Here is an 18,389-nt window from a genome sequence, read left to right on the forward strand (position 1 = left end):
TCCTGAGTTATTGAAGCCGTCTGCTTAGCAAGAATTCAAGATTGCGCTCAAATACGGCGGTGGCGTCCCAGTTCATGTATGCTTCCGGGACCGGGATGCCGGCAGCGGAAGGCTTGGATTCCAGCCCGATGTAAGGCTGGCAGAGAGCCAGCAGATCGCTTATGTACTGCTGCATATGCGTGATACTGTCTGCACTACTGACAGGTCCATGTCCGGGAACGATGCAGACAGCATCCAGATTCCGCAGCGTTTCTAGTGCGCTCATCCAGTCTTCCGGATCACCATCGGTAAGCAGCGGATGGTTGCTGACCGCGACGGCATCACCGGCAAAGACGATGGAGTCGTCAGCGAGGTGCAGGACAGAGTCACATTCTGTGTGGGCCCGGCCGAGGGTCAGCAGCCGGGCACTCCGTTTGGAGCCGTGAATGGTCAGTTCTTTATCGTACGTTACAGCGGGACAGGTAACAGCAAGAGTTTCGATAGATTCGCGGATCTCAAGCAGATAGCTGTGGTGGACGTTTAGCAGCTTACGGGTATCCTCATCCGTTGCAGCCTTGACAGCTGCCGCCGCTGCAGCAATATCTGCGTTCAGCTGCGGGAGCAGCGGAGTCATTCGTTCCAGCCATTGCGGCTGGGTAGTCAGTATGAGCCCCCTGGTCTTGCCGGAGGATACAATGGGCACGTCCCCAAAGCATTGGTTCCCACGGACGTGGTCCCCGTGCCAATGGCTGTTAACGACATAGCCGATAGGCTGGTCCAGCAGCTGCAGCGCTGCCTCCCGCAGATCCCGGCCGGCCTGGGGCGTATTAAAGGTGTCAAAAATGATTGTAAAGCCGCCCATATCAATGATTCCTGCATTGCTCATGGCTCCGCCTTGTTCAGTGGCAATAAGGGCATAAATTCCCCCGGCCAGCGGTTTGATGCTGAAGTGCCGTGAATGGATCATGGTTTAACCTCACTCCTATATAATAAATTTATATTAATACCATTTTTTGTTGTACGTAAGCAAGGCCTCGCAGGATTCGTTTTTCCGCCATATGCTTGCTTTCCCCGCAGTTATTTGCTAACATACGATGTAACTTAATCAATTTGGTTTTCTAGGGTTCCGCGGCCGTAAACGGCCGGACTGGTCCGAGGGAAAACGCACGGATTCCAGTCCGTGTCTACACGGAGGGATAAAAGCCCGGGAGGTATCGTCAGTGATGACGGTGGCCTTCCGGGCTTTTGTGTTGCCGCGGGAAGGCCCGGATTAAGAATCAGCAGCTTACTGGAGGAGAAGTGAAATGAGCAAGAGCAGCAAGGCCTGGTTGAAAATAGCGGGAGCAGCCTGCTTCGAGGTTGCGTGGGTGATTGGACTAAAGCATGCGGCAACACCCTGGGAATGGGCGGGGACAGTGCTGGCTATTATTATCAGCTTCTATGTGCTGATCTCGGCCAGCAGCAGGCTGCCTGCAGGCACTGTCTATGCGGTGTTTGTCGGGCTGGGAACGGCGGGAACGGTCCTGGCGGATATGGTATGGTTCGGACAGCCGTTCCATATGGGAAAAGTGGCGCTGATCGTACTGCTGCTTTCGGGTGTAATCGGACTCAAGCTGGCGACCAGGGACGGCGCAAAAAAGCAAACAAAGGAGGTATCATAGATGGACTGGCTGATGCTGATTGGGGCCGGGCTTTCTGAGATGCTCGGTGTTGCGATGATGGCCAGGCTGCAGATACGCCGCAACTGGCAGACACTGACTTTGCTGATGGGCGGCTTCGGTGCCAGCTTTGTACTGTTATCCCTGGCGATGGAGACCCTTCCCATGGGGACAGCTTATGCGGTGTGGACCGGTATCGGTGCTTCCGGCGGAGCGGTCCTCGGCATGTTGCTGTACGGGGAATCACGGGATCTGCGGCGGATACTGTGTATTGTGATGATCCTCGGTGCTGCTGTCGGCTTGAAGCTGGCGGGCTGAGACCTGCACTAAGATGTTAAAGATTTGGACACCTGTACGATGTTTCGATTGAAGCAACATGGTAAGTATAGTAAGTATACAATCCATCTGTTAAGGAGACATCAGCATATGAATAACAGCATTCACAACCGGATTAATCTGCGGGGCGGCGCTTCTGTTCCGAGAATCGGCCAGGGCACCTGGTTTATGGGGGAGGATGCGGCAAGCCGGACAGAGGAGATTGCCTCTCTGCGCCTTGGTGTTGAGCTCGGCATGAACCTGATCGATACCGCTGAAATGTACGGTGAGGGGCGGGCAGAGGAGCTGGTTGGTGAAGCGATCCGCGGCATCCGTGATGAGGTGTTTCTGGTATCCAAGGTTTACCCGCACAATGCGGGCCAAGGACAGCTGGTCCGCAGCTGTGAGGATAGTCTCAAGCGCCTTGGTACAGATCATCTGGACCTGTATCTGCTGCACTGGCGGGGACATGTACCGCTTGAAGAAACCGTTGAAGGAATGCAGGAGCTGGTAGCTGCAGGAAAAATCAAGCGCTGGGGTGTCTCCAATCTGGATACCGAGGATATGAGAGAGCTGATGGGTATACCCGGCGGAGAGAACTGCGCCGTGAATCAGGTGCTCTACCATTTGGGCTCCAGAGGCATAGAGCACGAGCTGCTGGCCTGGGAGCGGAGCCACAAGATCCCGGTTATGGCCTATTCTCCGCTCGCCCAGGCAGGCAGCCTGCGCAGAGGCTTGACTGACAACCCGGCAGTCCGGGATATTGCTGCTAAGCACGGGGTTACTCCGCTGCAGATCCTGCTGGCCTGGAGCATCCGTGAGGGGGATGTCATTGCCATCCCGAAGGCAGCCTCGCGCAAGCACGTGACCGAGAACGCTGCGGCTGGTCGGATCCGGTTTAATGAGGAGGAGCTGCGGCAGCTGGATGAGGCGTTCCCGCAGCCGGCCTGGAGAGTTCCGCTGGATATGATCTGATAAATCGGCTGTCCGTGATTTCACGGGCAGCTTTTTTTAATGATTTATGATACTTCCTATCGCTATTTTTTTTCTGTAAGGTAGGCCCTAAGGCCCGGTAAAAGCTTATGGCAACAGCTCTTAAATGTTGTCAACAACGTTCATGACGAAACCGCATTTTCAATTGAGTGACAAAGAAAGCGCTTTGATTTACGATGTGTGCATAGGGGATGAACTCACAGCAAAGCTTAAGTGCAGGAATCCCATTTAATTCAATAGGGGGGCATTTTAAATGGCCACATCGGCAACTACGCCAGCAACACAACCTTCATCCGGCGGAGCAAGGGTGAAACTACAACAATTCGGCCGCTTGCTCAGCGGTATGGTTATGCCGAATATCGGCGCCTTTATCGCATGGGGATTAATTACGGCTTTGTTTATTCCAACAGGTTGGATTCCAAATGCAACTCTTGAAGCACTGGTAGGTCCGATGATTACTTACCTGTTGCCGCTGCTTATCGGATATACCGGCGGTACAATGATTCACGGCAAACGGGGCGGTGTTATCGGAGCAACAGTAACAATGGGGGTTATCGTGGGTACAACCGTACCTATGTTCCTCGGGGCTATGGTCGTTGGTCCATTGTCCGCATGGGTTCTGAAGCAGTTTGACAAAGCCGTTGAAGGCAAAATTAAAGCCGGATTCGAAATGCTTGTTAACAACTTCTCACTCGGTATTATCGGCGGTCTCCTCACACTGGGCGCACTGAAAGGTGTGGGACCGGTCATTCAAGGGATCACTAATGTTCTGTCTGACGGTGTACAGGTACTGGTGGACCATAACCTGCTTCCATTGATCAACATTCTAATTGAGCCGGGTAAAATTCTGTTCCTTAATAACGCAATTAACCAGGGGATTCTAACCCCGATTGCATCGGGGCAGGTAGTTGAAGCAGGGAAATCCATCCTGTTCATGCTTGAATCAAACCCTGGTCCCGGTCTTGGTATCCTGCTTGCTTACTGGCTGGTTGGTAAAGGTTCAGCTAAATCATCCGCTCCTGGTGCAATTATTATCCACTTCCTCGGCGGTATCCATGAAATTTACTTCCCGTACATCCTGATGAACCCGCGTCTGATTCTTGCGGTAATCGGTGGCGGTGTATCCGGTACATTCACCTTCCAGATGCTTGGTGCAGGTCTGGTAGCTTCTCCTTCGCCGGGCAGTATCTTTGCTTACTTCGCTATGACGCCTAAGGGCGGATACTTCCCGATGCTTTCTGGTATTATTGTGGCAACGGCAGTTTCCTTTGTCCTTGCATCATTACTGCTCAAGACTGTGAAGAAAACAGATGAAGAGGATATGGATCTTGAGACAGCTGCAGCAAAAATGAAAGACATGAAGAGTGCCGGTACTGCAGCTTCCCCTGCAGTTGCAACTGCAGCTGCAAATAACGTTGCTGCTAATGTCCGCAATAAAGCAGATGTCCGCAAAATCGTCTTCGCTTGTGATGCGGGCATGGGCTCCAGTGCAATGGGTGCTTCGGTACTCAGAAAGAAGCTGCAGAGTGCAGGCGTTAATCTTACGGTAGTTAACTCGGCGGTAAGTGAAATTCCGGCGGACGCTGATATTGTATTCACACAGAAAACGCTGACTGACCGTGCTATTGCAAGCAATCCTAATGCAGAACACATTTCAATCGATAACTTCCTCAAAAGTCCGAAGTACGATGAATTGGTTGAACGTTTAAAATAAAAGACGGTTTAGCAATGACGTATAACGCTAAATAAGGAGACGCTGGCCCCCGGGAGCCAGCGTTTGTCTCCATTTTAGGGCGGAGGTACACGGTTATGAGGAAGGTTACCGCCAGGCAGCGCCAGATTATCTGGCTGCTGCTGGGCGTAAATGAAGAAATCACAGCCGCCGAGATCGCCGAAGGGATCGGGGTAAGCGTAAGAACCGTTCACCGTGAGATGGAAGACATTGAACACACGCTTGCGGATTTCGGGCTGGATCTCATCCGTAAATCGGGAAAAGGCATACAGCTGAGCGGACCGGAAGACGGTCTGGCTGAGCTCAGGCTGTTCCTTCGCCAGGAAAAGCCTGCCGAGTATTCCAGCGAAGAACGCAAAATTTACGAGCTGTGCACGCTGCTTGAGGCAGAAGAGCCGGTGAAGCTGTTCACTCTCGCTCATTGGCTGAAGGTAACTGTAGCAACGGTGAGCTATGATCTGGATGAGCTGGAGCTGTGGGTCCGTAAATTCAACCTGCATCTGGTCCGAAGGCGGGGGTACGGTGTCGAGATAACCGGCAGCGAGGCGGATAAGCGCAGGGCAATCGGCCGGCTGGCGGCAGAGCATCTGGATCTCTCGGATCTGGTAGGGCATACTCCCCAGCTGGCCAGCAGCCAGGTCTACCGGATTCTGCTAATGACCGTCGGAAAGAACAATTTGCTGGAAGTGGAAAATACACTATGGGATATGGACTGGAAATGGACTGCGGAGCTTCCCGAAATTGTCTACATGGAAATGCTTCTGGGGCTTGCTGTTGCCTCAAGACGGATTTCTATCGGCCAGGGGATTGGAAACGGCGGTGAGGCCGGCTATCCCCGAATGTCTGATCACCGTAATATTGCCGGAGCAGAGCATTTTGTCAAACGGCTTGGCCTGGCGCTTGAGGAGGCTATTCCCCGGGCAGAGATTCTGTATATTGCCGGATTATTCGACCGGGCCCAGGAATCATTCTCCTCCGGCGGGATTGCTTACGGCGATGTAGAGCTGATGGAGATTGTCTACAGGCTGACCGAGAGTGTGGTCAGGCGGACAGGGCTGCCGTTCCAAAGTGACCGCTCCCTGCGGGAGGGTCTGCTGGAGCACATGGACCCGGCCTTCAAGCGGCTGCGGGAGGGAACGCGCATCCGTAATCCGCTGCTGGGGCCGATTCGCAGGGATTATGATTATTTATTCCAGATTGTCAGGGCTGCTGTGGAGGATCTGCAGCTGGATTTGGAAATTCCCGATGAAGAGGTAGGCTTTCTGGTCATGCATTTCGGGGCCTCCATGGAACGGCTGAACCAGCTGCAGCGCACTGTAAGGGCTATTCTGGTCTGTGCCAGCGGACTCAGCTCCTCACGGCTGCTGGCTACCAGGCTGGCCAAAGAGATGCCCCAGATTGAAATACTGGGTAATATATCATGGTACGAAGCCGCCCGCCTGCCGGAGGTTGACTATGATCTGATTATCTCCACTATTGATCTGCCGCTTGACAAGGAACGCTATATTAAGATCAGTCCGCTGCTTACCGCAGATGAAATTGATCAGCTGTTAAGCTACATTCAGAATATCACCCTGCGGGAGCGGGAGAGCGTACCGCAGGGGGACAGTGATAAGGGCAGCCGGGATGACAATGCGCTGAACCGACTGAAGAGCTACAAGGGCATACTGGATGAAACAGTAAGCCTGCTGGAGCGCTTCCGCTTTTATCCGCTGAATAATGAAGGTATTCCTTTACAGTCTACGATAGCAGCAATGCTTGATTCTCTTAAGGGAACTGGAGTCGTAGGGGATGCTGATATCCTGCTGGAGCGGCTGCTCGAGCGGGAAAGGATGTCCAGCCAGGTTATTCCGGACACGGGACTTGCGCTTTTTCATACCCGGAGCAGCCATATTCTGTTGTCGTCTCTTACGCTCTACCGTCTGCAGCATCCTGTTATACTGGAAGGGAATACGGAGGTCAGGGTGATCCTGCTGATGCTTGCTCCCCGCAAGCTGTCCAAGGAGAGCCTGGAGGTACTTAGCGAGATTAGCGCCATGCTGTTGAATTCGGATCTGGTGAAGCTCCTGGAGGAACGGACAGAACCGGAAATCCGGGGCTACTTGTCTTCAGAGCTGCTGCATTTCTTCGAAAATAAAATGTGAAAGCGAGAGAAACCATATGAGTATACTGTCAGAAAATAAGATTATTATGAACGGTGCCGCCAAAGACAAATATGAAGCGATCACTATGGCCGGCCAGCTGCTGGTTGATGCTGGACATGTAACAGAGGAGTATGTGCCGAAGATGCTGGAGCGTGAAGAAGTCGTGTCTACTTACATGGGCGAGGGGCTTGCCATTCCGCACGGTACGAAGGAAGCAAGACCCTTCATCAAATCCACCGGACTTTCAATAATCCGTTTTCCGGACGGCGTTGATTTCGGCGGGGATGAGCCTGCTTTTGTCGTAATCGGCATTGCTGCTGCAGGCGACGGGCATATGGAAGTGCTCACGAATGTTGCGATGATCTTCTCCGAGGAAGATGCGATTGAACGGGTAATGAATGCTCCTACACCTGCTGATGTCATTGCTATTTTTGAAGGAGGCCTTGAATAATGAAGGCTGTTCATTTCGGTGCGGGCAATATCGGCAGAGGCTTTATCGGACTTTTGCTCTCGCAGGCCGGCTATGAGGTCTGTTTCGTAGACGTAAATGAAGCATTTGTATCCCAGCTTAAGGAGCGCGGCGAATATCCGGTGACTCTGGCAAGTGAAGGACAGGAAACGGTTATTGTAAAAAATGTTACTGCGCTAAGTAGTGTTACACATGCCGATGAAGTAGCAGCTGCCATTGCAGAAGCTGATCTGGTTACGACAGCAGTCGGTGTGTCCATTCTGAAGCATATCGCCGGCACTGTGGCTGAAGGAATCAAAGGGCGGGTTGCCGTCTCTGATGCCCCGCTGCATGTGATTGCCTGCGAGAACGCCATCGGCGGCAGTGCACAGCTCAAGGAGCTGGTGTATGCGCAGCTGGATGAGGCTTCCCGTGCTAAGGCAGACGCATCGGTTGCCTTCCCTAATGCAGCCGTAGACCGGATTGTACCGCTACAGCAGCATGAGGACATCCTCAAGGTTGTAGTGGAGCCTTTCTATGAATGGGTGGTAGATGCTTCACAGATGCTTCCGGGCTATACTCCCGTTGAAGGTGTACATTATGTGGAGAATCTGGAGCCTTATATCGAGCGCAAGCTGTTCACCGTTAATACCGGACACTGCTCCGCCGCCTACCTGGGATTCCTGCGCGGCTACGACACCATCCAGCAGGCGATGGCAGATGAGAGTCTGACTGCACTGGTGCGTGAAGTATTGGAAGAGACCGGAGCGGTACTGGAGCAGAAGCACGGTTTTGACAGCGCAGAGCACAGTAAATATATTGACAAAATCCTGGAGCGCTTCCGCAATCCGGCGCTTACAGATGAGGTATCTCGTGTGGGCCGTTCGCCGGTCCGCAAGCTGTCTCCGAATGACCGCCTGGTATCGCCAGCCCTTCAGGCCTTTGACCGCGGTCTCAGCTACAAGGCGCTGACCCGCTCCATGGCCGGAGCCCTGCTGTTCCAGGCTGCTGATGATCCGGAAGCTGTAGAGCTTCAGGCTGCTATCGCCGGACTTGGCGTGGAAGCTGCGCTGACCAAGTACACCGGGCTGGCTGCTGACCATGCCGTACATCAGTCTGTTATGGCAGAATACGCAGCTCTTAAATAATTCCTTTTTCGGCTGTACACAATAAGAAAGAGCAAGGCTTTCCGCTGCGGATAAGCCTTGCTCTTTCTCTATTCTTGAATCGGTTCCCAGTGACGGAGCTCGCCGATTAAATCACGCCCGGACGATACAAAAAGAAACCGATTGTCTTCTCCTCCCATTACTGCAATTTAGCTGTTTTCCAAAATGGTCTGCAGCGTTGTGCGGTCCAGGCCTTCCACCAGCTTGATCAGCAGCTCCTTGGCCGCCTCATAATCATCGCTGTGAATGACGGAGGAAGCGGTGTGGATGTAACGGGAGCAGATGCCGATAACTGCAGACGGTACGCCGATACCGCTGGTGTGAACAGCTCCGGCATCCGTTCCGCCTTGGGATACGAAATACTGGTACTTAATCTTATGAGTATCTGCTGTATCTTGTACATATTCTATCAGTCCGCGGTGGGTAATCATCGTCGGATCGTAGATACGCAGCAGCGCGCCCTGGCCGAGCTGTCCGAACGCTTGCCGGTCACCGGTCATGTCGGCAGCAGCACTGGCATCCAGCCCGAAGAAAATGTCCGGGTTCAGCAGGTTAGCAGCTGTACGGGCGCCGCGCAGTCCGGCCTCTTCCTGCACTGTAGCACCGGAATAGACGGTATTAGGCAGCTTTTTCCCGTGCAGCGCCTTCACCAGCTCAAGAGCAAGACCTACACCGTAGCGGTTGTCCCAGGCTTTTGCCATGATCTTCTTAGGATTGGCAAGCGGAGTAAACGGACAGATTGGCAGGATCTGCTGGCCGGGCTTTACGCCAAAGCTTTCGGCTTCTTCCTTGCTGTCTGCGCCGATATCAAGGTACATTTTACTGATTTCACCGGTCTTGGTGCGCTCTTCCGGGCTAAGCAGATGGATCGGAGTGCTGCCGACGACTCCGGTAAGCACACGTTCAGGTGTGATAATCTGCAGCCGCTGTGAAGCGACAGCCGAGGCCAGCCAGCCGCCGAGCGGCTGGAAACGGATCATTCCGCTGCTTGTAATGCCGGTAACCATAAAGCCCACTTCATCAAAATGACCGGCAACCATAATTTTTGGCCCGTTCTCCTCGCCGCGCAGCACGCCGAACAGGCTGCCAAGCCGGTCCTGCACAAACTCGTCTGTATAAGGGGACATCGCATTTTTGAAGTATGCGCGAAGTTCACGCTCGAAGCCCGGGGCTGCGGGGAATTCAGTCAGTGTTTTAAATAAATCCATCGTTTCCTGATTCATACGGATAGCGCTCCTTTTCTTATCTCAAGTGTTCAAGCTCAACCAATATAGTATGAACTTCTGCACGCCGCTTGTCTATCTCTAAGGGGACCGGGCGCACACCCGGAGCTGCTCCGCTGAATACCATACAGTAACGGATCTGCAGGCAGGAGCCGGGAAAGGAAGCGGATAGAATGAAGGGTGCAGGAAGAATTTCCGGACCTTTTACACAGGGTGTTCCCCGTAGAGCGCCTGCACGCGGCATGCAGCGGAGATACCGCAGGCGTTACGGGCGGGACAGTGAAACGGTGCTGATTCTCGTTTTGTTCATGCTGCTGGTAATTGTGCTGCTGTTTTTTTCCTGAGTATACAGGGACATAACAAGGCGGAATATGGTGAACAATAAGGAAAAACTTCTAGGTGAAGAACAACCGCGGGGAAGCGGGCAGCAAAGCTTTCAGAGGCAGCTTCCCTTCGCACATATTCCAGGAGGTGTCCTATTTTGCCGGCAAAAACGAAAAAAAGCGGTGTGAAGCTGCGGCTTGACACCATGACTCCCCAGGACTACGAGAAGCTGTCGAAGCCGTTCGTGCCTTCAAGGCCTGTGTTCAAAAACTGTATCCGTGCCTTTCTGTCCGGCGGCCTGATCTGTGTGCTGGGACAGGTCATTCAGGAGGCCTTTATGGCGATCTTTGATATGTCCTCCCGGGAAGCTTCAAGCCCGACGGTAGCCGTCCTGATTCTGCTCTCGGTAATCCTGACCAGCTTCGGCGTGTACGACAAGCTGGCCCAGTGGTGCGGAGCTGGAACGGCCGTGCCTGTTACCGGTTTTGCGAACAGCATGTGCTCCGCAGCACTTGAACACCGTGCTGAGGGTCTTGTACTTGGCGTAGGCGGTAATATGTTCAAGCTGGCCGGATCGGTTATCGTCTTTGGTGTGGTCGCCGCATTTGTGGTCGGCGTAGTTTATGCCGTTATGGGCTGGGGAGGTACACATTAATTATGGAGCAGCTTGGCAGCCAGACCTGGAAATTCACCACCCGTCCAATCATTGTTGGTTCTTCCTCGGTTGTGGGACCGGAGGAAGGGGAGGGCCCCCTGGCCTCTGACTTCGATTTTATTTATGACTCGCTTGAGATGGGACAGAAGACCTGGGAAAAAGCAGAACGCGCCCTGTTTGAAAAATCATCCAAGCTGGCGCTGATGAATGCCGGAATTGAACAGGAGCAGCTGGAGTTTTTTGTCGGCGGTGATCTTATGAACCAGATTATCAGCAGCTCTTTTGCCGCCCGCAAGCTTGGTGTTCCTTATCTCGGCGTATTCGGTGCCTGCTCCACCTCAATGGAGAGTCTGGCCATTGCCTCAATGATCGTTGATTCGGGAGGAGGCAAATATGCACTGGCCGGAACCTCAAGCCATAACTGTACAGTGGAGAAGCAATTCCGCTATCCGACAGAATACGGCTCGCAAAAGCCGCCTACCGCCCAATACACCATTACCGGCTCAGGCTGCGCGGTTGTCGGCCGTAATGACGGCAGTGCACAGGGGCCACAGGTCCATGTCATTTCGGCAACGATCGGCCGGATTATGGATTTGGGCCTGACAGACCCTTTTAATATGGGGACTGCAATGGCGCCTGCTGCTGCGGATACCATTACCGCCCACTTCCGTGACACCGGCCTAACACCCGGATATTATGACCTGATTGTAACCGGTGATCTTGCATCAGTAGGTCTGCCGATTGCCAAAGAGCTGCTGGCGGAGGAAGGCATCCCGATGGAACAGACGACCTTTGATGACTGTGGCCTGCTTATTTTTAATCTGGACAAGCAGAAATATGTAATCGCCGGCGGGAGCGGCTGCGGATGCTCCGCGGTCGTCACATATGGGCATATTCTAAAGCGGATGCGAAAAGGGGAGCTTAAGCGGGTGCTTGTCGTAGCAACAGGAGCACTGCTGTCTCCGCTATCCTATCAGCAAGGCGAGAGTATTCCCTGTGTAGCGCATGCTGTAGCTCTTGAGATCGGAGGTGAAGGACAGTGATCTATCTTTGGGCTTTTCTTGTTGGCGGAGCTATTTGTGTCATCGGCCAGCTGATGTTTGATGTACTCGCACTTACGCCAGCCCACACGATGAGCACACTCGTAGTGCTCGGGGCTGCTGCCGATGCATTCGGACTATATGATCCGCTTGTGAAATTTGCCGGAGCCGGAGCCAGCGTGCCGATCACAAGCTTCGGTAACTCCCTGGTGCACGGCGCATTGACAGAGCTGCAGCGCGACGGCTGGGTAGGTGTAGTAACCGGCATATTCGATGTAACGAGTGCCGGGATTTCTTCGGCTATCGTGTTTTCGTTCCTGGCAGCGCTCGTTGTAAGGCCTAAGGGCTAAGGTATCTTCGTTAAAATGAATGAATAAAGTCCGTAGACCGCTGAATAGCGGTCTTTTTTCATGAAAATAGGTAATTAATCTCAAAAAAATGTCGATTATTGCCGATATATAAGGTTGATTGAATGCTTGATATACATAATGACAGGGGACGTGCAGAAGTTGCAAAATCAGCAGAAGGTCGAATTGTTTTGGAGAAGAAACACAATTATTATGGTTATTTTTTGGGCGGTAACGGTGGTGGGCGTAATTCTTGCCTTCCAGACCCCAAAGCTTTGGATTAGCAGCGCGGTAGCCGTGCCGCTCGCTGCTGCACTTACCCTCTTTAACAGCCGGCGGAAGGGTGTAATGGTGATACCCTGGATCATTACAGGAATGCTTACATTTATGGCGTTTTACTTAACACTCGGCACTTTGAACAGCTTGGTAGTGCTGCTGTTATGCTCGCTGCTCCTGCTTTATCCGCATTATAAATACTATGCGGCTGCTTCTGGAATAAGCGCAATTCACATTCTGGTCCAGCTGATCGGCGGGGCTGAGGTTTCGGGTGAAGAGAGCAGAATGCTTACCTATTTTACCGGATTAGGCCTGTACCTTATCATCAGTATTGTACTGCTTGTCGTTTCGTACCTGAATGAGAAGCTGCAGCGCCAGAGCTATGAGCAGCGCCGGCAGGTCGAAGCTTCCGGTGAACAGGTGCAGTATCTGCTTGAACGGGTGAAAACAGCTGTGGACGGCCTTTATGATTTCACCGGCAGCTTCAAGGTAGAGGTCGAAATGGCTGGAGCCATTACCAATGAAGTGGCAATCGGCTTTCAGGAGGTATCCAAGGGAATCGAATATCAGGCAAGCAGCATCGGGGAAATTACCGAAGCTGTCTCAGTTTCCGACCGTCATATTCAGGATGTAGCCGGATACTCACAGGAGATGAAGAAGCTGTCGGCAGAAACTGCAGCAGTCAGTGAAGAAGGCAGCGGCAACATCTCCCTGCTGGCCGGACAGTTCTCCGAGCTCAGGGAAATGATGGAGCAGACCTCGGCCCAGATGCAGGAGTTCAGCCGGCGCAGCCAGGATATCCATGAAATGCTGGAGGGCATTACGCAAATATCCAGACAGACAAATCTGCTGGCCCTAAATGCATCAATTGAAGCAGCGCGTGCAGGCGAGCACGGGCGCGGGTTCGCAGTGGTTGCCGGTGAGGTGCGCAAGCTGGCCGAGGATTCGGGTAAAACAGCGGATTCGATCAGCGGGGTTATAGGCAGCCTGAGACAGCAGACGGACTCACTGAGCGACCAGTTTGTACAAAGCGTCGGTATTCTGCAGACAGGCAGTGAATCGGTGCAGCGCACCGAGGCTGTCTTCCGTTCCATACTGCTGAACGCACATAAGGTGCTGGAGCAGGCGGGAGAGGTTGAGCAGAGTTCGGCAGGCATGAAGCAGTTCTCGGAGAAGATTGTTAGTGAGATAACCGAATTCTCAAGTGTCACGGAGCAGTCCAGTGCCGCAACTGAAGAAATTCTGGCCGGAGTCGAGGAGCAGCGCACAATGACCGGCAATATGATAGACAGCTTCAAGCAGCTGGAAGGCCTGATCGTCAGCCTGAATGAGCTGGTGAATGATCATAGGCAGGGATAGAAGATTTGAGGGATAGGTGTTAACAAGCAGGGCGGCGGTTCTTCCACTTAGGAAGGATGGCAGCGCTGCTTGTTCGCTTTGCGGTGTGTTTATCAACGAGCTTTTATATTTGTGATTTATTACAAGAATTGAGCGGAACCGCTTCTGTCCTTTGTAAAAAAAGCTATATGTTTGGCGGCCGGCAATTTCAAAGTCTTCAATAATGTACTTTGGGTCCTATAATCATGTAAAATATAATTATTACTGCTTATTCTGACATAGGAGGTCTAATCATATATGCCCGTACGTCAAGAATCCACGCAAATCATGAAGGCTGTTCGCTCTAATCTGGAATCCTGTATACTTGGAAAAAGCTTTGAAATAGAATTGCTGCTCACAGCACTTCTGGCCGGGGGACATGTCCTGATCGAGGATGTTCCGGGAACCGGGAAAACCCAGCTGATACGGGCATTATCACGGTCAATGTCCGGTGACTACCGGCGGATCCAGTGTAATCCGGATATTCTGCCGAGTGATATCACCGGGGTGTCCGTTTATCATCCGCGTGATGAAATGTTCTATTTCCGGCCGGGGCCGGTAATGACTAATATTCTGCTTGCCGACGAGATTAACCGGGCGACGACGAAGACACAATCAGCACTGCTTGAGGTAATGGAGGAACGGAATGTGACAGTGGACGGTGAGACCTATCCGCTTCCGCATCCCTTCATGCTCTGTGCTACACAGAACCCGATTGATTTCGAAGGAACCTATACCCTGCCAGAAGCCCAGCTTGACCGCTTTATGCTGCGGATCAGCCTCGGCTATCCGGACAGCGAGACCGAGAGGAATCTGCTGCTCAGCCATCAGGCGGGCCAGCCGGTGGACAAGCTGACTCCTGTTACAGGCATGGAGCAGATTGCAGCCATTCAGGAAGAAATCCGCGAAGTGTACATCAGTGAACCAGTGCTGGGCTACCTGCTGGATATTGTCCGCCAGACAAGAGAGCATCCGCTGGTGCTCCTGGGGGCAAGCCCGCGGGCTTCGCTGTCCTTTATGATGGCCTGCAAGGCATATGCGTTCCTGCAGGAACGTGATTATGTCCTGCCTGATGATGTGAAGATCCTCACGCCCTATGCCCTGGGGCACCGTATTATTCTGCGTCCGGAATCGCGGCTGGATAATGTCAGCGTGGAATCCCTGCTCGTCAAGCTGCTGCAGAGCATCCATGTGCCCGTTACTATGAGGCAATAGCGATGAAGAGCTATCTGTCCGGAGTGGCAGCAGGCATCCAGCCGCGCAAGTTCGCCGGCATACTTGCGATTTGGGCCGTTACGCTCCTATATGTGCTGTTTCAGGGCGGCAAAACATCATTCATGCTGTTTATTATGGTCTCAGTCCTCATCCTTTATTTAATCATCGGTGCTCTTGGCGGAGTACGGAGGGCCAAGGGCACCCGCAGCCTCTATTCGGAGCAGGATAAGCCGGAGCTGCTCTATGCCGGCGGATATCTGCGTGTGAAGCTGCAGGTGAACATACCGGGTTTCCTGCCGCTGCCGTACGTAGTTGTCAGGGAAATTCTTAAGCGGCACAACGGTGAGTCGTGGGTGTTCGAAGAAAGTATGATTCCCAGCCTGAGAGGGCACGGGGAGCTGCAGTTTCAGACCCCTCTGCTTGAGCGCGGCAGCTACAGCTTTGAGCGCACGGATATTCTTGCTGAAGATATTTTCGGGCTGGTGGAGCATAAAGGGACCTTTAAGGCGGAAGGGCAGTTCCGTGTACTCCCGCGGGCCGTCTTCGTTCCGCGCTGGCAGCTGTATGAGCGCAGATCACGGCTCGCCGGACTGCAGACCTCGCTTGCTCATTCACGGCGTGAAACTACACAAATCAACGGGGTCCGCGACTATGTGTACGGCGACCGGTTAACCCGTATTCACTGGAATGCTACGGCCAAAACAGGCCAGTGGAAGTCCAAGGAATTCGAGCATGAATCGGTCCCCAAGACGGTGCTCGTCCTCGACGGCAGTGCTGCGGCATACGGCAGCTCCAACCAGTTTGAGCTGGCCGTATCCGTTGCTGCCTCCTTACTCGGCTATGGTATCCGTGACAGGATCGGCATCGGCCTGTGCTGTCTGGACCGGACCACCAAAGTCTTCGTTCCCGCTGAGAGCGCTGCTGAACGGCACAAGATGATTCAATATCTGATAGACATTAATGCCGAAGGCAGCGGACCGCTGGTCCCGAGGCTGGAAAAGAGCCACCGGATGTTTCCTAAGGGCGCCTATTTTGTTCTGATCAGTCCGCAGAGCGGCCAGCCGGTGCTGGATATCCTGCGCTGGGCGGAGAGCCGGGGAATGACACCGGCCCATATCCAGGTGCTGAATCCCGCAGCGGCAAGCGGTGCCAGAGAGTGGGCCGGTGTGCTGAGATCACGCGGCATCACGGGCTACAGTGTAAACTCCCTGCAGGAGCTGCCCGCAGTGCTGGGAGGTGATGCAGTATGAACCGGTGGTGGAACGGCATCAAATCATCCTGGCATCATTCCTTCAGTCTGCTGTGGCTGGCCCTAATCGGCCTGCAGTGGGTATCCTTTACCGAGCCATTCTGGCTGCAGGCTACTACAGAGGTGGTGCTGCTGGCGCTGGTCACCGTTGCAGCCATCGAAATTCTTCTGCCTGTTAAGTGGGGAGTAAGGCTGCTGCTTGAGGCAGCCGCGATATTGTACATTACCTACCGGCAAATCCTGAATAAGGGTATTTATATTCCCGATCCCTGGGCAACTGCTTTACGTGACCGGCTGAATGATACTGCAGCCCATATGGTCCCGTATATCTGGTTCGCTCTGGCAGCAGGAGCAGCACTCCTGCTGTCTTCCTGGTGGGTCAATTCCAAAACCAGGATTTTAATGTTTCTTACCGCTAACATCGTTGCTTTTGCGGCGCTCGATTCCTTTACTGCCGCCGTTCTCTGGCAGGAGGTAGCCTGGACTGTAGCAGCCGGCATGGGCTGGCTGGTAACACAGCATTTACGCAGCTTTCAGCTGCATTACCCCCGGGGCTGGACCTATTTGCTGCGTTATCCGTTTAAGGTACTGGTTAACATTGCTATCATTTTCTCGCTGGTTATTGTGACAGGGGTTAATATGCCTGACGTACGGCCAACGCTGACCGATCCTTATACAGCCTGGCAGGATTGGAACGGGGGCGGGGGATCGTCCGGAACAGGCACCTCGGGCAGCCAGAATACAAGCCCTGGCAGCGGTGGAACCGGAAGCGGCAGCTCTTCTTCCGGCTACAGCCTGGACGATGATAATCTGGGCGGCGGCTTCAGCTTTGATTACTCACCGGTGATGACGGTGACCTCCGATCAGCGTACTTATATGCGGGGAGAGTCGCGGGCTGTCTATTCCGGCAGAGGCTGGAGTGATGACGACAGGTGGAACAGAGGTCCGCTGATACGGGCTGCTGCAGGTCAGGAGCTGGAGCGGGAGATTGCGCCAAAGGTGCAGACAAAGCCGCTGCAGCAGACGGTAAGGCTGCTCGGCGGCAATGATTATCCGGTGCTGTTCGGCGCTTATTCTATTTCCAGTGTGGATACGATAGACGGTGAAGCAGCAAGCAACGGACTGTTCTGGCGGAGCCAGGACAATGAGATGATCTGGGGCTCAGATGATGTCCTGACTTATCCGCAGACCTATGTGCTGACCTCCGAGATCCCGGTTGTCCCGGTTCAGGAGCTGAGCCAGCAGACCTTTGACCAGCTGTATGAGGGCCAGGACAATGACCGGTACCTTCAGCTTCCTGACAATTTCCCGCAGAGAGTCAGCGGGCTTGCTGAAGAGATTACCGCCGGCGCACAGACACCTTACGAAAAAATAGCGCTGCTGCAGCAATATTTACAAGTAACCTATCCTTATACCAACCAGCCTGACCTCACCCGTAAGAGAAGCAAGGATATGGTGGAGAGCTTCCTGTTCGAAATTATGGAGGGCTACTGTGATTACTACTCTACAGCGCTTGTTACCATGGCCCGTTCACTTGATATCCCGGCCCGCTGGGTGAAAGGCTATGCGCCTGGTGAACAGGCGCAGCTGCCGGACAATCTGATGGCACAGGGTGTGTCTAACAACAATTATACAATTACCAATGCGGATGCCCATTCCTGGGCAGAGGTATATTTCGGGGAATACGGCTGGGTTCCGATCGAGGCAACGCCCGGCTTCACTGTTCCGCTGATGACCCAGAGTGAGGAGCAGACTCCTGAAGAGCCGGTGCAGGAGGAGGAAGAGGTCGAGGAGCCGGTGCAGGCACCGGCACAAAGCAATTCCGGCGGTAACCTGAACATCGGCGCATGGAGTGTAGCAGCGGCTGCAGCCGTATTGCTGCTCTGGAGCGGTTATCTGCTGTGGCAGCACCGCTTGAGCCTGCGCTTCCTGCTGCAGCGCCTGCGCACCGGCCGGCCGCTTACGCCGGTCCAGAAAGTGGTCGCTGAAACGGAGAGATGGGTAAGGTATGTGCGCAGAAAGGGTATGCTGAAGGAAGAGCATGAAACACTGCGCGAAGCTGTCGGCCGCTGGAGCCGTGAAACCCCGGAAGCTGCGGGCAGTTTTACTTCGCTGCTGCACCTGTTCGAGCAGGCGCAATACAGTCCTGATATTATTAAAGACAAAGACTGGCACAGCGTGTATACTGAAGCTTTGCAGCTTCAGCGCAGCCTGAAAGGGCACAGAACTAAGAGTATGATATAGTTGT

Annotated in this window: 17 protein-coding genes and 1 riboswitch; of the genes, 15 read left to right on the top strand and 2 right to left on the bottom strand. The window is 53.5% G+C overall.

Annotated elements, in window-relative coordinates:
* Nucleotides 1-7 precede the first annotated feature (7 nt).
* Entirely contained in the window at nt 8-946 is a 939-nt protein-coding gene (locus R70331_RS08060) for an MBL fold metallo-hydrolase (protein ID WP_042174376.1), read from the bottom strand.
* A gap of 140 nt (nt 947-1,086) precedes the next feature.
* Nucleotides 1,087-1,192, top strand: a riboswitch (guanidine-I (ykkC/yxkD leader).
* Between the two features lie 91 nt (nt 1,193-1,283).
* Here R70331_RS08060 and R70331_RS08065 point away from each other — a divergent pair.
* From R70331_RS08065 to R70331_RS08095, 7 genes are all read left to right on the top strand, one after another.
* Nucleotides 1,284-1,640, top strand: coding sequence for a DMT family transporter (locus R70331_RS08065; RefSeq protein ID WP_042174377.1), 357 nt, complete (start codon nt 1,284-1,286; stop codon nt 1,638-1,640).
* Nucleotides 1,641-1,955 carry a DMT family transporter gene (locus R70331_RS08070; RefSeq protein ID WP_042174379.1) on the top strand — a complete coding sequence of 105 codons (315 nt, stop codon included), beginning with the start codon at nt 1,641-1,643 and terminating at the stop codon, nt 1,953-1,955. It abuts the gene before it with no gap.
* Nucleotides 1,956-2,063: 108 nt separating this feature from the next.
* Complete coding sequence (locus tag R70331_RS08075) at nt 2,064-2,927, top strand: aldo/keto reductase (protein ID WP_042174381.1); 864 nt, start codon at nt 2,064-2,066, stop codon at nt 2,925-2,927.
* Nucleotides 2,928-3,198: 271 nt separating this feature from the next.
* Complete coding sequence (locus R70331_RS08080) at nt 3,199-4,659, top strand: PTS mannitol transporter subunit IIBC (RefSeq protein ID WP_042174383.1); 1,461 nt, start codon at nt 3,199-3,201, stop codon at nt 4,657-4,659.
* Nucleotides 4,660-4,754: 95 nt separating this feature from the next.
* On the top strand, nt 4,755-6,821 hold the full coding sequence (locus R70331_RS08085; RefSeq protein WP_042174385.1) for a BglG family transcription antiterminator: 2,067 nt from the start codon (nt 4,755-4,757) through the stop codon (nt 6,819-6,821).
* Nucleotides 6,822-6,837: 16 nt separating this feature from the next.
* A complete protein-coding gene (locus R70331_RS08090) occupies nt 6,838-7,272 on the top strand; it encodes a PTS mannitol transporter subunit IIA (RefSeq protein ID WP_042174387.1) in 435 nt (144 codons plus the stop codon).
* Complete coding sequence (locus R70331_RS08095; protein ID WP_042174389.1) at nt 7,272-8,417, top strand: mannitol-1-phosphate 5-dehydrogenase; 1,146 nt, start codon at nt 7,272-7,274, stop codon at nt 8,415-8,417. Before R70331_RS08090 ends, R70331_RS08095 begins: the two co-directional genes overlap by 1 nt.
* Before the next feature lie 167 nt (nt 8,418-8,584).
* Here the strand turns inward: R70331_RS08095 and R70331_RS08100 are convergent, their stop codons facing one another.
* On the bottom strand, nt 8,585-9,658 hold the full coding sequence (locus R70331_RS08100) for a M42 family metallopeptidase (RefSeq protein ID WP_042174391.1): 1,074 nt from the start codon (nt 9,656-9,658) through the stop codon (nt 8,585-8,587).
* 173 nt (nt 9,659-9,831) lie between these two features.
* Here R70331_RS08100 and R70331_RS31470 point away from each other — a divergent pair, with 173 nt between their 5' ends.
* The 8 genes from R70331_RS31470 to R70331_RS08135 all read left to right on the top strand — a co-directional run bounded on the left by R70331_RS31470 (nt 9,832) and on the right by R70331_RS08135 (nt 18,385).
* Nucleotides 9,832-10,002, top strand: a complete 171-nt coding sequence (locus R70331_RS31470; RefSeq protein WP_156131092.1) for a hypothetical protein — start codon at nt 9,832-9,834, stop codon at nt 10,000-10,002.
* 137 nt (nt 10,003-10,139) lie between these two features.
* Nucleotides 10,140-10,637, top strand: coding sequence for a stage V sporulation protein AC (spoVAC, locus tag R70331_RS08105; RefSeq protein ID WP_442950569.1), 498 nt, complete (start codon nt 10,140-10,142; stop codon nt 10,635-10,637).
* A gap of 2 nt (nt 10,638-10,639) precedes the next feature.
* Complete coding sequence (gene spoVAD / locus R70331_RS08110) at nt 10,640-11,680, top strand: stage V sporulation protein AD (protein ID WP_042174393.1); 1,041 nt, start codon at nt 10,640-10,642, stop codon at nt 11,678-11,680.
* Nucleotides 11,677-12,027: a stage V sporulation protein AE gene (gene spoVAE / locus R70331_RS08115; protein ID WP_042174395.1), complete on the top strand. Its 351-nt coding sequence runs from the start codon at nt 11,677-11,679 to the stop codon at nt 12,025-12,027. Before spoVAD ends, spoVAE begins: the two co-directional genes overlap by 4 nt.
* Before the next feature lie 159 nt (nt 12,028-12,186).
* Nucleotides 12,187-13,659: a methyl-accepting chemotaxis protein gene (locus R70331_RS08120; protein ID WP_052418977.1), complete on the top strand. Its 1,473-nt coding sequence runs from the start codon at nt 12,187-12,189 to the stop codon at nt 13,657-13,659.
* Between the two features lie 276 nt (nt 13,660-13,935).
* Complete coding sequence (locus tag R70331_RS08125) at nt 13,936-14,892, top strand: AAA family ATPase (protein WP_042174397.1); 957 nt, start codon at nt 13,936-13,938, stop codon at nt 14,890-14,892.
* Between the two features lie 2 nt (nt 14,893-14,894).
* Nucleotides 14,895-16,142: a DUF58 domain-containing protein gene (locus tag R70331_RS08130; RefSeq protein ID WP_042174400.1), complete on the top strand. Its 1,248-nt coding sequence runs from the start codon at nt 14,895-14,897 to the stop codon at nt 16,140-16,142.
* A complete protein-coding gene (locus tag R70331_RS08135; protein WP_042174402.1) occupies nt 16,139-18,385 on the top strand; it encodes a DUF4129 domain-containing transglutaminase family protein in 2,247 nt (748 codons plus the stop codon). Before R70331_RS08130 ends, R70331_RS08135 begins: the two co-directional genes overlap by 4 nt.
* Nucleotides 18,386-18,389 lie beyond the last annotated feature (4 nt).

The organism is Paenibacillus sp. FSL R7-0331, assembly GCF_000758645.1.
Taxonomy (GTDB): Bacteria; Bacillota; Bacilli; order Paenibacillales; family Paenibacillaceae; genus Paenibacillus_AQ; species Paenibacillus_AQ camerounensis.

Bases quoted from the DNA above. Each gene is read 5' to 3' on its own strand.
- R70331_RS08060 (WP_042174376.1), bottom strand. From the start codon at position 946: ATGATCCATTCACGGCACTTCAGCATCAAACCGCTGGCCGGGGGAATT.
- R70331_RS08065 (WP_042174377.1), top strand. From the start codon at position 1,284: ATGAGCAAGAGCAGCAAGGCCTGGTTGAAAATAGCGGGAGCAGCCTGC.
- R70331_RS08070 (WP_042174379.1), top strand. From the start codon at position 1,641: ATGGACTGGCTGATGCTGATTGGGGCCGGGCTTTCTGAGATGCTCGGT.
- R70331_RS08075 (WP_042174381.1), top strand. From the start codon at position 2,064: ATGAATAACAGCATTCACAACCGGATTAATCTGCGGGGCGGCGCTTCT.
- R70331_RS08080 (WP_042174383.1), top strand. From the start codon at position 3,199: ATGGCCACATCGGCAACTACGCCAGCAACACAACCTTCATCCGGCGGA.
- R70331_RS08085 (WP_042174385.1), top strand. From the start codon at position 4,755: ATGAGGAAGGTTACCGCCAGGCAGCGCCAGATTATCTGGCTGCTGCTG.
- R70331_RS08090 (WP_042174387.1), top strand. From the start codon at position 6,838: ATGAGTATACTGTCAGAAAATAAGATTATTATGAACGGTGCCGCCAAA.
- R70331_RS08095 (WP_042174389.1), top strand. From the start codon at position 7,272: ATGAAGGCTGTTCATTTCGGTGCGGGCAATATCGGCAGAGGCTTTATC.
- R70331_RS08100 (WP_042174391.1), bottom strand. From the start codon at position 9,658: ATGAATCAGGAAACGATGGATTTATTTAAAACACTGACTGAATTCCCC.
- R70331_RS31470 (WP_156131092.1), top strand. From the start codon at position 9,832: ATGAAGGGTGCAGGAAGAATTTCCGGACCTTTTACACAGGGTGTTCCC.
- spoVAD (WP_042174393.1), top strand. From the start codon at position 10,640: ATGGAGCAGCTTGGCAGCCAGACCTGGAAATTCACCACCCGTCCAATC.
- R70331_RS08125 (WP_042174397.1), top strand. From the start codon at position 13,936: ATGCCCGTACGTCAAGAATCCACGCAAATCATGAAGGCTGTTCGCTCT.
- R70331_RS08130 (WP_042174400.1), top strand. From the start codon at position 14,895: ATGAAGAGCTATCTGTCCGGAGTGGCAGCAGGCATCCAGCCGCGCAAG.
- R70331_RS08135 (WP_042174402.1), top strand. From the start codon at position 16,139: ATGAACCGGTGGTGGAACGGCATCAAATCATCCTGGCATCATTCCTTC.